10 protein-coding genes are annotated in these 14,622 nt (G+C 69.3%); 6 read left to right on the forward strand and 4 right to left on the reverse strand.

Annotated elements, in window-relative coordinates; genetic code table 11:
* Window positions 1-136: 136 nt before the first annotated feature.
* Window positions 137-2,701, forward strand: a complete 2,565-nt coding sequence (locus tag OXU32_09185) for a CehA/McbA family metallohydrolase (GenBank protein ID MDE0074120.1) — start codon at window positions 137-139, stop codon at window positions 2,699-2,701.
* Between the two features lie 11 nt (window positions 2,702-2,712).
* On the opposite strand, the gene OXU32_09190 is transcribed toward OXU32_09185, so the two are convergent.
* Together OXU32_09190 and OXU32_09195 are read right to left on the reverse strand one after the other, a co-directional pair.
* Complete coding sequence (locus OXU32_09190) at window positions 2,713-4,446, reverse strand: amidohydrolase (GenBank protein ID MDE0074121.1); 1,734 nt, start codon at window positions 4,444-4,446, stop codon at window positions 2,713-2,715.
* A gap of 26 nt (window positions 4,447-4,472) precedes the next feature.
* A complete protein-coding gene (locus OXU32_09195; GenBank protein MDE0074122.1) occupies window positions 4,473-5,228 on the reverse strand; it encodes a rhomboid family intramembrane serine protease in 756 nt (251 codons plus the stop codon).
* A 202-nt stretch (window positions 5,229-5,430) separates the two neighbouring features.
* Here OXU32_09195 and ggt point away from each other — a divergent pair, with 202 nt between their 5' ends.
* The 4 genes from ggt to OXU32_09215 all read left to right on the forward strand — a co-directional run bounded on the left by ggt (window position 5,431) and on the right by OXU32_09215 (window position 9,215).
* On the forward strand, window positions 5,431-7,164 hold the full coding sequence (gene ggt, locus OXU32_09200; GenBank protein ID MDE0074123.1) for a gamma-glutamyltransferase: 1,734 nt from the start codon (window positions 5,431-5,433) through the stop codon (window positions 7,162-7,164).
* A gap of 73 nt (window positions 7,165-7,237) precedes the next feature.
* Complete coding sequence (locus OXU32_09205; protein ID MDE0074124.1) at window positions 7,238-8,434, forward strand: MFS transporter; 1,197 nt, start codon at window positions 7,238-7,240, stop codon at window positions 8,432-8,434.
* A gap of 122 nt (window positions 8,435-8,556) precedes the next feature.
* Entirely contained in the window at window positions 8,557-8,796 is a 240-nt protein-coding gene (locus OXU32_09210) for a ribbon-helix-helix protein, CopG family (protein ID MDE0074125.1), read from the forward strand.
* Window positions 8,793-9,215, forward strand: a complete 423-nt coding sequence (locus tag OXU32_09215; protein MDE0074126.1) for a PIN domain-containing protein — start codon at window positions 8,793-8,795, stop codon at window positions 9,213-9,215. The genes OXU32_09210 and OXU32_09215 overlap by 4 nt, the downstream gene beginning before the upstream one ends.
* 43 nt (window positions 9,216-9,258) lie before the next feature.
* Here the strand turns inward: OXU32_09215 and OXU32_09220 are convergent, their stop codons facing one another.
* On the reverse strand, window positions 9,259-12,594 hold the full coding sequence (locus OXU32_09220) for an amidohydrolase family protein (GenBank protein MDE0074127.1): 3,336 nt from the start codon (window positions 12,592-12,594) through the stop codon (window positions 9,259-9,261).
* Window positions 12,595-12,822: 228 nt separating this feature from the next.
* Between OXU32_09220 and OXU32_09225 the strand changes: the two genes are divergently transcribed.
* The gene (locus tag OXU32_09225) at window positions 12,823-13,308 is read left to right on the forward strand and encodes a hypothetical protein (protein MDE0074128.1); all 486 of its coding nucleotides are present in this window, start codon (window positions 12,823-12,825) and stop codon (window positions 13,306-13,308) included.
* Here OXU32_09225 and OXU32_09230 read toward each other — a convergent pair.
* Window positions 13,241-14,572, reverse strand: a complete 1,332-nt coding sequence (locus OXU32_09230; GenBank protein MDE0074129.1) for a serine hydrolase — start codon at window positions 14,570-14,572, stop codon at window positions 13,241-13,243. The genes OXU32_09225 and OXU32_09230 overlap by 68 nt on opposite strands.
* Between the last annotated feature and the right edge of the window lie 50 nt (window positions 14,573-14,622).

Here is a 14,622-nt window from a genome sequence, read left to right on the forward strand (position 1 = left end):
TCGATGGGCCGCCAGCCCGCCGGCGGCCGGCACGACTCGCACCGCCACCGAACAGCCAGGGAGACCCCCGATGCCCGCGGTCCAACTGCTTGCCCGCCGCCACCCCCGATCCCTCCGCCCCAGCAGAGCCGCGACGGTGATTCTCGGCTCTCTCCTCGTAGCGGCCGTGACCACGGCGTGCGACTCCGGCGGCGGATCGTCCGCAGGAGAAGCCCCGCCCGCGCGACCCGACCCGGCTTCCGGGCGCCCGTACGCGGCGTCGGCGCACGGCGGCAACTACATGCAGAACTACTACTTCCCGCCCGCCCCCAGCTCCACCCCGTGGTATCCCGCCTGGGCGCCCGACGGCCAGAGCATCGCGGTGGGAATGAGCGGATCCATCTGGAGCGTCGACCCCGCGACCGGAGCCGCGACCGAGCTGGTGCGCTCGGACGACTACCTCTCCTCCCCGAACTGGTCGCCCGACGGCCGCTGGCTGGTCTACACCGCCGACGCGGGCAGCGGGCCCATCCAGCTGGAGGTGCTGGACACGAGCAACGGGGAGGTCCACCGCCTCACCGACGACGCCGAGATCTACGTCGACCCGCGCTTTTCGCCCGACGGCACCCGCCTTGCCTACGTCTCCACCGCTCCCAGCGGCTTCTTCAACATCTACATCCGCGAGATCGCCGACGGGCAGTGGGCAGGCGACGAGATCGCGGTCACCTACGACAACACCTTCGGGCGCAGCCGCCTCTACTTCGGCGCGTGGGACATGCACATCTCGCCCTCTTGGCTGCCCTCGGGCGAGGAGCTGCTCATCGTCTCCAACCGCGACGTACCCCTGGGGAGCGGCAACGTCTACCGGATCCCCGCGGGCGCGAACGGCATCGACAGCCGCGTAGCCGTGCTGGAGGAGCAAACCCTCTACCGCACCCAGCCGGACGTCTCCATCGACGGGCGCCGCTTCGTGTACTCGTCCACGGCCGGCGCCGCCGACCAGTTCAACAACCTGTACGTCCAGCCCACGGCAGGAGGCGAGCCCTACAAGCTCACCTTCTTCGAGCACGATGCCTTCCACCCGCGCTGGTCGCCGGACGGCGAGTGGATCGCCTTCATCACCAACGAGGGCGGGCTTCCCCAGCTTGCGCTGCTCGAGACCTACGGCGGCGCGCTGCGCACGGTCAACATCACGGAGCGCCGCTGGAAGGAGCCCATGGGCACGCTCACGGTGACCACGATGGACACCGACGGGGAACCGGTCGGCACGCGCATCCACCTCACCGCTTCCGACGGCAAGCATTACACCCCGCCCGACGCCTACTCGCGGATCAGCCGCGCGCGCGACCACATCTTCCATCACATCGGAACGTTCGAGATCGAACTGCCCCCCGGCACCGCCCGAATGACCGTCGTCCGCGGCTTCGAGCACACCCCCCGCGAGTTCGACGTGGAAATCGTCGCCGGCGAAGAAGTCGGCATGACCGTCCAACTCGACGAAATATCGGACCTGAGCGACGAAGGCTGGTACTCCGGCTCGACCCACGTGCACATGAACTACGCCGGCAACCTCCACAACACTCTCGAGAACCTCATGATGATGTCGGAGGCCGAGGACCAGGACGTGGTGGCCGAACAGATCGCCAACAAGGACAACCGAATTCTCGACCACCAGTTCTTCGTGCCCGGCGGCGGCGCCCACCCGCTCTCCCGTCCGGACATGGTGCTGGTGGTGGGCCAGGAGTACCGCCCGCCCTTCTATGGGCACGTCTTCATGTTCGGGATGACCGACCACCTCATCTCCCCGTATGTGACCGGGTACGAGCAGACCGCGATCGAGAGCCTCTATCCCTCCAACACCGACATGTTCAGGAAGGCCAAGGCGCAGGGCGCGACCACCGCCTACGTGCATTCCGGCTACAGCGGCGACCCGCTCGAGGGAAACCTGGGAGGCGCCAAGGGCTTCATCGTGGACGCGGCGCTCGAGACCACCGACGGCGTCGAGTGGTCCACCCCACAGGACGGCTATCCGCCCGTCTACGCGGTCTGGAGCAACGATTTGCGCTCCTACGTGGTGGGTGGCGAGGACTCCATCTCCAACCTGCACGCGACCCCGCTGGTGGGCTCGATGCGCACCTACATCCGCACGCCGGACGGCGAGTTGTCGATGGAGGGCTGGTTCGAGGGCATGCGCGCCGGCAACTCCTTCGTCTCCAGCGGCCCGCTCCTGGACGTCACGGTCGACGGACGCATTCCGGGGGAGGACCTGGAGATGGCCTCCGGCGGCGAGGTGACGGTTCGGGTCCGCGCCTGGGGCGTCGTGCCCATGCGCACGGCGGTCATCGTGATGAACGGAGAGGTCGTGGAGGAGATACCGTTCGAGGGCGACCGGTTGTCACTCGATGTCGAGCGCACCGTGCAGGTGGAGCGCAGCGGCTGGATCCACGTGCGCGTCCGTGGAGACAGGGAGGACCGCGCACCGCTGGACACCTCCTACCCGCTCGCGCTCACCAACCCGGTGTGGCTTACGGTCGCCGGCGCGCCCATTCGCAGCCGGAGCGCGGCCGACTACGCGCTCCGCTGGATCGACAGGCTGCAGGAGATGGCGGAGGAGTGGCCCGGCTGGCGTTCGGACGCCGAGAAGGCGCACGTGTACGCCCAGTTCGACGAGGCGCGTGCCATCTACCGCAGCCGGGGGGAGGAGGCAGCGCCGGGGACCTGACTCGGTTCGCCTCAGCCCTCCGGGCCCGAGTACCTCACCTCGCCGCCGACGATCGTGTACACGACCTCGGTGGCGGGAATGTCGTCCTCGGGGATCGTCATGATGTCCTGCGAGAGGACGACGATGTCGGCCAGCTTGCCGGGGGTGAGCGAGCCCTTCAGGTGCTCCTCGAAGGCGGCGTAGGCGTTGTTGATGGTGTAGCTCTCGAGCGCCTCTTCGCGTGTCATGCGATGCTCGCCGGAGAGGACCTGGCCGTTGTTCATGCGCCGGCTCACCGATGAGTAGAAGCTCGCGATCGGCGAAATATGCTCCACGGGCACGTCGGTGCCGTTCGCGATCATGACCCCGGCATCCAGGATGTCCCGCCACACGTAGGATGTCTGGATCATCCGCTCCCGCCCCAGGCGGTCCGCCAGCCAGGGTCCGTCGGAGGTGGCATGGACGCCCTGCATCGAGGCGATGATATCCAGTTCAGCGAAACGCCCGACGTCGGCCGGGTTGAGATGCTGGGCGTGCTCGATGCGCCAGCGCAGGTCGGTCCGGTCGGGATTGGCTGCGAACACCTTCTCGTAGAGGTCGAGCACCTCCCGGTTGGCGCGGTCGCCGATGGCGTGGGTGTTGACCTGGTAGCCGTGCCGGATGGCGACCTCGGCGGTGCCGGTGATGTCTTCCACGGTCTCGAGCACCAGCCCCGGGTTGTCGATGTCGATGTAGTTCTCGAGCAGCCACGCCCCGTGCGACCCCAGCGCCCCGTCGATCTGGCGCTTGATGGAGCGCACCGCCAGGAAGTCGTTGCCCTCGGGGATGATGCGGTAGGCCGGGAGCTTCTCGTTCATGACCTCGTTGGACTCGCGGCGCACCATCACGTAGAGGCGCACCGGGAGCGCGCCCTCCGCCGCCAGCGCGCGCAACCGGTCGATGGTGCCGAAGTCGCTGCCCGCGTCCTGGAAGCTGGTCACCCCGTAGGCCAGGGCCTCCGCACCGGCCAGCTCGACCGCGCGCACGAACTCGGCGTCCACGTCCTCGGCGGAGCGTCCCTCACCGGAGCGTGCGACGGCTTCGCTCACCAGGAGCTGGGCGGTCTCGCGCATCAGGCCGGTGGCGGCGCCCGAGGCGTCCCGCACGATGGTGCCGCCCATCGGGTCGGGAGTGTTGTCGTCGATCCCGGCGAGCTGCATCGCCAGGGCGTTGGCGAAGGAGGCGTGGCCGCTGGCGTGCCCCAGACTGACCGGGTTCTCCGGGCTCGCAGCCGAAAGCTCGGTGTGCAGCGGCACGCCGTCGACATTGGGCTCAGGCGTCGAGGTCCACTTCTCCTGGTGCCAGCCGCGCCCGGTCACCCACTCGCCCGGAGCCGCCCGGCTGGACGCTTCCCCCACCATCTGCACGATGTCGTCCCAGCTGGTAGCGGTGGTGAGGTCGAGGATCATCTTCGAGCGGCCCAGGCTCATGTAGTGGCCGTGACCCTCGATAAAGCCGGGGATCACCAGCCGGCCGTCGAGTTCGACGACCTCGGTCGAGGGCCCGACGTGGCCGGCGATCTCCTCGTTCGTCCCCACGGCCGTGATGGTGTACCCCGTCACCGCGAGCGCCTCCGCTTCCGGCCGCGCGTCGTCGACGGTCACGACCTTGCCGCCCGTCAGCACCAGATCCGCGTACTCGGCGGGGCCCGGTTCGCAGGCGACGATCAGAACACCCAGCAGGAACACCGATCGCGTGAGCGGAACAAACGCGGACAGCTTGCTCATGGGAACTCCGGGCAAGGATGGAGGCGTCAGGGCGCCATGCGGTCCAGAAACGCGCGCTCGTCCACCGTGAGGCTGCGGACGCCGAACGCCTGCACCTTGCGGAGCAGCGCGACGACCTCGGCGCGGTTGAGTTCGTGCAGCTCGTCCACGGGGATGAGGTCCCACTTGCGCCGCATCTCCGCTTCGGGCCGGGCCTTGACCACTCCCTGCATGCGCCGCCGCACCATCCGCCGGCGGCGTTGCCGGGCCCAGAGGTAGACCAGCGCGCCGGCGAAGCCGCCCAGGTGCGCGAAGTGCGCCACGCCATCGTCTACCTGAGTGATGCCCGCGAAAAGGCTGAAGCCCGCAAGAAACAGGATCAGCCATCGCGCACGAATCGGCAGGATGCCCCAGATGTAGACCGGCTCCCGGGGCCAGTAGCGGGCGAAACCCAGCAGGACCGCGAACACCGCACCCGAGGCCCCCACGACCGGCGCCATGGGAGGCAGGAACGAGAAGAGCGCGCCTCCAAGACCGCCGAACAGGTAGAGCCTGAGGAAGTGCGCGGACCCCATGCGCAGCTCCAGCCGGGGACCGAAGAAGTAGAGCCCCAGCATGTTGAGGGCGAGATGCCAGAAGCCCGCATGGAGGAACATGTAGGTGAGAAGCGTCCACGGCCGCAGATAGGCCAGCTGCGGCACCAGGGTGAGCGCCCAGAAGCCGTCGGATCGCGGCCCCGCGACCGCAAAAAGCAGAAAGACCACCACGTTGGCGGTGATCAGTCTTCGTACCCACGGTGTCATCTCGGGCCGGCCCTTCCGTCCGCGGTCTCGTGAGGGGTTGGAGGCGGAGCGGCATGGGCTGGCTGCCATGGAGCCGCGCCCGCGCCATCAGTACCAGCGCCCGGCGCGGCTGGTTCCGGGATTCGCGCGCCGGGTCTGGTGATTCGGCGGCGCACCCGTTCATATTCCGGGTTCGAAATCCGAATCGAGACTGGAGAACCGGATGATGAATTCGACGTCGCGCTGGATCGTCCCGCTGCTCGTTGCCGTGACCGCCTGCCAGGGAGGCGAAGTGCCCCCCCGGGCGGAGGATGGCGTCCCCCCGACCCTCGGCCTGCGCTCACAGCACGGGATGGTGTCGTCCGCCAACCTGATCGCCAGCGAGGTGGGCGCCGAGGTGCTGGCCAGCGGAGGGAACGCGGTGGACGCCGCCATCGCCACCGGCCTCGCCCTGGCGGTGGTCCACCCGACCGCGGGGAACATCGGGGGCGGGGGCTTCATGGTCATCCGCAGCCCCGACGGCGCCGCAACTGCCATCGACTTCCGTGAGAAGGCGCCCCTCGCCGCCCATCCGGAGATGTTCACCGACGAGGACGGCGAGTACTCCTTCGAGATCCACCACAGCAGCTATTACGCCGTCGGCGTTCCGGGCACGGTGGCAGGCTTCGCCCTCGCCCACGAGCGTTACGGCAGCGGAACGCCCTGGGCGGATCTCGTGGAGCCCGCGGTCGGGCTGGCCGGCGACGGCTTCACCCTCAGCCCTGCGCTGGCGCGTTCACTGGCCAACGTCCTCCCGCGCATGGAGCCTTATCCCGCAAGCGTCGCGCAGTTCTCGAAGGACGGCGTTCCCTACGAGGAGGGAGAGCTCTTCCGGCAGCCGGATCTGGCGCGCACGCTGGCGCGCATCCGCGACCAGGGCCACGACGGCTTCTACAGCGGCGAGACCGCGCGCCTCCTGGCCGAGGAGATGGTGCGCGGCGGCGGCATGATCACGGAGGAGGACCTGGCCCGCTACCAGGCGCAGGAGCGAACTCCCATCCACGGGACCTACCGCGGTTACGACCTCGTCTCGATGCCGCCCCCCTCGAGCGGCGGCACCGCCATCGTCCAGATGCTCAACATCCTGGAAGGCTTCGAGCTGGCGGCGCTGGGGCACAATAGCGCGGCCTACGTCCATCATCTCACCGAGGCGATGCGCCTCGCCTACCGCGACCGGGCCCAGCATCTGGCCGACACCGATTTCGTCGACGTGCCGCTGGAGCGGCTCACCAGCAAGGACTACGCGGACGAGCTGCGGGACAGGATCCACGCCGACCAGGCCGGCCACTCCGAGCCGTCCCAGCTGGTCATGGCGGAGGAGAGCACCGAGACCACCCACTATTCGGTGGTGGACCGCGACGGGATGGCGGTCTCGGTCACCTACACGCTGGAACAGGGCTACGGCTCGAAGATCACCGTGCCCGGAGCGGGCTTCCTCCTCAACAACGAGATGGGCGACTTCAACGGCAAGCCGGGCCTCACCAACGACCGCGGACTGATCGGCACCGAGGCCAACCTGGCCCGGCCCGAGCAGCGCATGCTCTCGAGCATGAGCCCGTCGGTGCTGTCGCGTGACGGCGAGTTGGTGGCGGTCATCGGCACTCCGGGCGGGCGCACCATCATCAATACCGTGATGCAACTGGTGCTCAACATCGTCGATCACGGGATGACCATCGAGGAGGCGGTGGCCGCGCCCCGGATCCATCACCAGTGGCTCCCGAACAACGTGCGCATCGAGGAAGGCGGCATTTCGGACGGGGACCTCGCGGCGCTGGAGGCGATGGGCCACGAGGTCCAGGTGAGGGGCAGCCAGGGGCGGGCCAGCTCGATCGGAGTCGATCCGGAGACCGGCGAGTTCGTCGGCGCCCCCGACCCGCGCAGCCCGGACGGAGGGGCGGCGGCACCGCCGGGCAACTGACGGCGGCTCTCCTCCGGCAGGAGCGGCCGAAGAGGTCCGGGATGCGCTGCGCGGGACAACCCGGACGCCGCTCGTGAAGGAGCATACCGCACCGGCCCACCCCTACCTCGTCGTCTTCGCCCTCTGGCTGCTCGTGTTCTCGGCGAGCAGTCAGACCATGGTGATCGCCCCGATCCTGCCCCTGATCCGCGAAGAGCTGGGCATCGCCGATGCTCTTCTGGGCACCCTGGTCACGGTCTACAGCCTGATGGTGGGGATCATGGCCGTGATCTCCGGCCCGATCTCCGACCGCATCGGCCGGCGCCGCATCCTGCTGCTGGGAGCGGGGGCGATGACCTGCGCTCTGGCCCTGCACACCTTCGTGGATTCCTTTCCGGAGTTCCTCGTGGTGCGCGTGCTCGCGGGCGCCGCGGGCGGCGTGCTCTCCGGCGCGGCCGTCTCCTACGTCGGCGACTATTTCCCCTACAGGCGGCGCGGATGGGCGACCGGCTGGGTCATGAGCGGGTCGGCCGTCGGCCTCATCATCGGCATCCCCGTGGGCGTCCTGCTGGCGGGTGAATTCGGCTTCCGCAGCCCCTTCTACTTCTTCGGCGTCATGATGGCGCTGACCTTCCTGCTGGTGTACACGCGGCTGCCGCAGCCCCCCGTGAAGCGCCGGCGCTCGCGGTTGACGGTCAACCGCGCGATCGCGGGCTACGCCGTCATGCTGCGCCGCCCGGAGATCGCCTTTGCCGCGCTCGCCTTCTTCACCGTGTCGCTCGGCGTCGCGCTTTTCGTGGTCTACTTCCCCACCTGGCTGGAAGCCTTCCACGACGCCACCGCCGAACAGATCGCATCGCTGTTCCTGGTGGCCGGAGTGGCCAACGTCATCGCGGGCCCCCAGGCCGGGAGACTGTCGGATCGGGTGGGCCGCAAAGTGATGGTGATCTCCTCCTGCCTGGGCCTCTCGGTGGTCATGCTCGCGACGGTGCCGCTCATCACCAGCCTCTGGGTCGCCTATCCGCTCTACGCCTTGATGATGATGCTGATCGCGATGCGCACGAGCCCGTACTCGGCACTCCTGACGGCGCTCGTGCCCGCCAACCGGCGCGGTTCTCTCATGAGCCTGACGGTCGCGCTCGGGCAGGTGGGATTCGCGCTGGGCGCGATGTTGGCGGGGTACTCCTATGCGAACCTGGGATTCGGCGGCAACACCGTCATCGGGGCGGTCGCGGTGCTGTGCATGGGATGGATGGTGTGGGCCCGGCTGCCCGAGCCGGAGCGGGAGTGAGGCGCTCTACGCCCCGAGCCATTGCAGAACCCGGGTTGACCCCGGACGCCACTGAGTAATACTGTCGACGGTACTACGTTATTCCCCATGATCGTTAGACCTTGCAGGGAGATCCACTGCGGATGACGCCCATATCGTTGAAGATGCCGAGGCAACTGGCCCGGGAGGTCACCGAGGCCGCGCGTCGCCGTGGCGTCAGCAGATCCGCGCTGATTCGCGAGATCCTCGAGGCGTTTCTGCGCTCGGAGAGGTCCACGCAACATGAATCGGCCCTGTCTCAAGCAGCAGACCTCGCTGGCGCCTTCCCCGGGCCGGAAGACCTGTCGGTGAACCCGGACTACATGCGCGGGTTCGGTCGTTGAAACCGGAGGTCATCCTCGATACGGGCCCATTGATCGCGTTCCTGAATCCCCGGGACAGGTATCACCGCTGGGCCCGCGAGCAGTGGGCCCGGGCAAGCCCTCCGTTCCTGACCTGTGAAGCAGTCATCGCCGAGGCCTGTTTTCTCGCGCACCGTCTCGCCACCGGAGCGCAGGGGGCGGTGGTGTCGCTGATCGAGCGCGGCGTCCTCGACGCGTCGTTTCGGCTGGGCGATGAAGCCGGTACGGTCCGGCGCATGATGAAGAAGTACCACGATGTCCCGATGTCGCTGGCGGATGCATGCATCGTCCGCATGTCGCAGCAACACCCGGGAAGCGTGGTCCTTACGCTGGACAGTGATTTCCGGATCTTTCGGCGAAGCGGGCGCCAGCCCGTGCCGGTCCGGATGCCCGACGGGTGATGAGGGACATTGTCGGCGCTCCCCCGCGCGCTACGGCCGGCAGTCATCGCTCGCCACCGCCCGGCTCATCCTCCACGAAGCCCCGATAGCCCAGCGGGCGCTGACGCGGCCAGACCTCGTCCAGGGTCTCGGCCTCGAAGAGCCGCCCGTTGATCATCACCTGCTCGACCGATACGGAGTTGCGCAGGTCGTCGAGCGGGTTGCGCGAAAGGATCGCCAGGTCGGCCAGCTTTCCGGGCTCGAGCGACCCGAGCTCCCTCTCGAGCCCTATGCCATGGGCGCCAAAGATGGTCGCGGACCGGAGGGCGTCGTGGTTCGACATTCCGCCTGAACCCACCATCCAGAGCTCCCAGTGGAAGCCCAGGCCCTGCAACTGGCCGTGGCTCCCCACCCCCGCGAAGCCGCCGTCGGCCACGACATCGGCGAGGAAGCGGGCGTGGTCCTCGAAGACGTATTCCTCGTCCATGGCCCAGGCCACGGCCCCCGCGGCCCCGGCACGGCGGCGCGTGCGCGCATCGAGGGTCTCGTGCGGGGTGAAGCGGGCCAGGCGCTCGTTGTCGTGGACGTCTCCACGCGTGAACCAGTAGATCTCGCCCATCGGACCGCCGAAGGAGACGATGAGCGTCGGGGTGTTCACGACCTTCGTCTCGGAAAAGAGCCGCACGACATCCCGATAGAGGGGATAGACGGGCAGGTTGTGCTCGATGCCGGGGTAGCCGTCGATGGCGTGCGTGAGGTCGAGCTGGAAGTCCAGGCCGGCCTCGGTCGTGGGCATGAGCTCCAGTTCGCGCGCGGCCATGACCAGCCACTGCCGCTGCTGGCGGTTGCCCGCGAGGTACATCTTGAACGTCTTGGTGTCGTAGTACTCCGAGTACCGCTTGAGGATGTCGCGCGCGTGGTCGAGGTCGCGGATCCCTTCGCGTGCCTGGTAGTTGCCGAAGACCCCCGGCCCGGTGGAGTAGATGCGCGGCCCCAGGATGTCGCCCGAGCGCACCCGGTCGGCGTAGGTGAGGACGTCCGAGACGCCGGTCTGCGGGTCGCGCGTGGTGGTGACGCCGAAGGCCAGGTTGGCGAGGTAGCCCCACGGCTGCGTGGTGTGGACGCCGGCCGGCGGACGGAGGTGGGCGTGGGTGTCCACGAAGCCGGGTGTGATGGTCATGCCCGTGACGTCGCGGACCTCGGTGCCTTCGGGGACGTCCAGCGACCCGGCCGGGCCGAGCGCGACGATGCGGTTGCCATCGACCAGGATGTCGCCCCGCTCGATGACTTCGTCGCCCCGCATGGTGATCAGGCGGGCGCCGCTGAGCAGCAGTCGTCCCGTCGGAAGATCGCGGGGCGCGTCGAGGGCGACGCGCACTTCGACGGGCTGGTAGCGGGCGGCGGAGGCGGCCGCCTCCGCACCGCCTTCGACCGGATCGCCGGCGGGTTCCTCCGTCTCAGGGTCGTCGCCGGCCGCCTCCACGCTGTCCGCGAACGCCTCCGCCGCTGCCGGGTCGTATCGGAAATACGCGTTCCCCAGCGCCCAGGCGACGATCTGGCCGTCGCTGCTCCACGACGGAAACTCGCCACCGAAGTCGGTGATCCGGGTGACGGGCACGGGCGCGCCAGAGGGATTGCGGACCGATATCGTCGGCGCCTCGCCGCCCACCTGCGGCACGGTTAACAGATAGAGGTCGTTGCCCACCCTGGCCAGCGCGCGGCCCCCGGCTGGGGACATGCGGATCGAGGACGCGTTGGCGGGCGGGCCGCCCCGGTTGGCCGAAAAACCGGTCACCTTGAGGTGCTCCTTCTCGTCGGTGCCGTCCCAGCGCAGGGAAACCAGCCCGCGCGCGCCCGCATGCATGTAGATGCGGTCGGGCTGGTCGGCGCGGAAGTGCGGCTGCGAGCGGCCCAGGGCTTCGGCCACGACGGTGGGTGCGCCGGTCGCGCTGGACCCGTACCAGACGACGTCGGTCTGGCTGCCGCCCCCCGCTCCGGGCAGGCGGCTGCGCACCGCGGCCCGCAGGACCACGACCCGGTTGCCGTCGGGCGACCACGCGGGGGCTTGCACGTAGTGCGGCGCCTGCGAGAGCCGGCGGGCGTCGCCGTCATCGGCCGGCACCGTCCACAGGTGCCCGCCGCCGGGCTCCAGCCAGCTTACCGCCGCGATGGTCTCGCCGTCGCGCGACCAGGCCGGGTGGAACAGGGCGCCTTCGATGTCCGCCCCGATGCGCCGCGGCGCGCCCCCATCCGCGTCCATGACATACAGCCGCCCCAGCGCGGTGAAGGCCACCTCGCTTCCGTCCGGCGAGAGCACCACGTCGCGGATCTGGCGCACGCGGAAGGTTGGCGTGTCCTCGACCGGGTAGTCGAAGTCCAGGCGGGGCCCCGCGTGGACCACCACATCGGCCGTGAAGGGGATCGCGGCGGGCTCGCTCCCGTCCAGCGGCACCCGCCAGAGCCGCCCGCCATAGGAGGCGACGAGCGACGAGGCGTCGGGCGTGAAGGCGTAGCCCGGAAGCAGGTCGAGGGTCGCGCGGCTCTCCATGTCGTCGCGCTGCACCGGGTAGACCAGCCAGCGCTCGTCGCCTGTGGCCAGATCGCGGGCGCGCAGCCCGGTAGCATCCTCGTGCCGGGAACCGTACACCAGGGTGCCGCCGTCCGGGGACACGGCGGGCCGGAACCCAGACCCGTAACGTCCGGTCACCGTGGCCTGCCGCCCCGTCTCGCGGTCGTAGCGGATGAGCTGGTACTTGGGGAAGGCCGCGTCATAGGTCCAGTCGCGCGTCCCCTGCGCCAGGTAGATGTAGCGCCCGCCAGGGTCGAAGGCGGCACCGATGGCCTTGAGCTGCTCGGGCTCGTCGATCAGGGCGATCCCGCTCCCGCCGTCGCGGTGGAAGAGCCACGGCTTGGCGGCCCCGCCCAGCGGGCTGAAGGTGCGCGACGCCACCAGGTAGTCCCCGTCCGGCGACCACTCGGGCGACGTGTACAGGTTGTCGTTGCCGCGCGTGATCTGCGTGGTGTCGGAGCCGTCCGCTGCGAGCACCCACAGGTTCTGTCCCCCGCTCCGGTCCGAGACGAACACGATCTCGGTGCCGTCCGGGCTGAAGCGCGGCTGACTCTCGAACGCGGGGCCCGTCAGGAGCGGCGTTGCCGTCCCGCCCTCGATGGGAAGGGTGTAGAGGTCGCCGAGCAGGTCGAGGACGAGCGTGTTGCCGTCCGGGCTCACGTCGACCGACATCCACGAGCCCTCCTCGGTGCGGAAGCGGACCTCGCGGGTCGGCTCCAGCGGGAGGGATTCGGTGGCGAGGGAGTCGGGAGCGCCGGGGGGTTGCTCCTGGGCGTGGACCGCGGGCGGAGCAGCAAGGGTCAGGCAGGCAGCCACGAAGGCCGCAGCCATGGTGGTTCTCCGAGTACCTTGGGACATGATCGCGCTCGCAGGGGTCGGGTGGAAGAGAATACCGCAGGCCCGAGGGGTGGAATGGCCCAAAGGTTTGCACCACCGGCAGGCGAGGCAACCGGAGTCATCGTCGCGCGCGGTCACCGGCGATTGACTTATGTTCCATGCTTCGCCGCATCCGGAACACCAGGCGGGCACCGGCTACCCCGGCAACCAGGAATCGATGAGTTGACTACCGGACGGGTGGTCTCGACCCCCATCTCCCGCGGAGAGCAGAGTGATCTGCCGGACATGACCCGAACGCTCCACAAAAGGGCCGCCGCGGGTGCCTGGAACCGCCTGGAACTCGTAGAACAGCTCGGGAACGTGGGGAGCGAGGTGGAGCGCGCCATCCGGTTCCACAAGGCTGGCAAGCGGAGCCGGTTCGAAGGTGCCCTTGAGCGAGCGCTGGAGCTCTTCGACCTGACCGCCAGCGACCCGCGCTGGCACGGTCACCGCTGTCAGGAGATTCTCAGGGCGCGAGAGGAATTCTGCCGCCTTTTCTTCGATCCCGACGTGCCCCCCGGGTCGGCGGAAGGCTTGCGAAAGTACTTCTACGGTTTCGCGCACGCGGCGCGCATGCTGCACTACCGGCGGCAAGCCGAGGCTAGTGGAGCGCCCCGTACACCAGCACCCGCAGCTTCCGGTGGTCGTCCAGGCCGGCGGCGGGAATGACCTGGGTGAAGTAGACCATCACCAGCCGCTCCAGCGGGTCCACCCAGTAGGTGGTGTGGTAGGCGCCGCCCCAGCCGTAGTCCCCGAGCGAGCCCGGCTCACCGGCCTCCCCGAGGTCGAGACGCACGCTGAAGCCCAGCCCGAATCCCATTCCCGGCGCGAAGAGGTCGCCCACGTGGTTGCTGGTCATCAGCGCCACGCTCGCGGGAGACAGGATGCGCGCGTCGCCGAGGGTGCCGCCGTCGAGCATCATCTGCAGAAAGCGGGCGTAGTCGCGGGCGGTGGAGAGCAGCCCGGCTCCGCCCGAGAAGCTCGTCCGCGGCCCGTCGACGTACTGCCCCTGTGCGTCCATGCCCTCGCCGTCACGGGCCCGCACCAGCGCCCCCGGAGTCCTGCGGTTGTAGACCGTGGCAAGCCGGTCCCGCTTCTCCGGCGGCAGGTAGAAGTGGGTGTCGCGCATGTCCAGGGGTTCGAAGATGCGCGAGTGCAGGAAGGCCTCGAGGGTCTGTCCCGAGACCGCCTCGACCAGCGCCCCGAGGATGTCGGTGTTGTAGCCGTAGACGAAGCGCTCCCCGGGCTGGGCCTGGAAGGGCAGAGACCCCATGCGGTCGACCGTCGCGCGCACGGGTTCGTCGCGGTGGGCGAAATACCACCCGGTGATCTCCGCCTCCCTCCAGCGGTCCGCTCCCGGCCCGCCCATGCCGTACGCGATCCCCGCCGTGTGGGTGAGCAGGTCGCGAACCGTGATCGGCCGCCGGGCCGCCACCACGTCGTAACCGCCGTCCGGCAGCGGTTCGGCCACGGTGGTCTCCGCGAAGGCCGGCAGGTGCCTCCCGACCGGATCGGAGATCAGCAGCGCGCCGTCCTCCTGCAGCATCATCACGGCCACGCTCACGATGGCCTTGGTCTGTGAGGCGATGCGGAAGATCGCATCCGTTGCCAGCGGCGTGCGCGCCTCCAGGTCGGCGAACCCGGTGGCGTGCTCGTAGACCACGGCGCCGTCGCGGAGAACGGCAACGACCGCGCCCGGGAGGCGGCCGTCAGCGACGTAGTCGTCGAGCATTGCGCCGACGCGCTCCAGGCGGCCGGGCGCGAACCCGGCCTCGGCGGGTGCGACGCGCGGAAGTTCCTGCGCCCGGGCCGCGGCCGGGGCGGGCGTCGCGAGGGCCGGGACCGCCAGGTGCCCCGCAAACGTCGCCAGCGAGAGCAACAACGCGGTAGTGAGCTTCGGCAGACGACGGGTGGAGCGGCAGGAGCGGACCATGTCGGCGGATCCTTTCGGAGGATGGCGGGGCAACAGACGCATCCGGCGAA

The sequence above is a fragment of the Gammaproteobacteria bacterium genome (assembly GCA_028819075.1).
Taxonomy (GTDB): domain Bacteria; phylum Gemmatimonadota; class Gemmatimonadetes; order Longimicrobiales; family Gaopeijiaceae; genus BD2-11.

Coding starts and splice junctions, on each gene's coding strand:
- OXU32_09190 (MDE0074121.1), bottom strand. CDS start 4,446: ATGAGCAAGCTGTCCGCGTTTGTTCCGCTCACGCGATCGGTGTTCCTG.
- OXU32_09195 (MDE0074122.1), bottom strand. CDS start 5,228: ATGACACCGTGGGTACGAAGACTGATCACCGCCAACGTGGTGGTCTTT.
- ggt (MDE0074123.1), top strand. CDS start 5,431: ATGATGAATTCGACGTCGCGCTGGATCGTCCCGCTGCTCGTTGCCGTG.
- OXU32_09210 (MDE0074125.1), top strand. CDS start 8,557: ATGACGCCCATATCGTTGAAGATGCCGAGGCAACTGGCCCGGGAGGTC.
- OXU32_09220 (MDE0074127.1), bottom strand. CDS start 12,594: ATGGCTGCGGCCTTCGTGGCTGCCTGCCTGACCCTTGCTGCTCCGCCC.
- OXU32_09230 (MDE0074129.1), bottom strand. CDS start 14,572: ATGGTCCGCTCCTGCCGCTCCACCCGTCGTCTGCCGAAGCTCACTACC.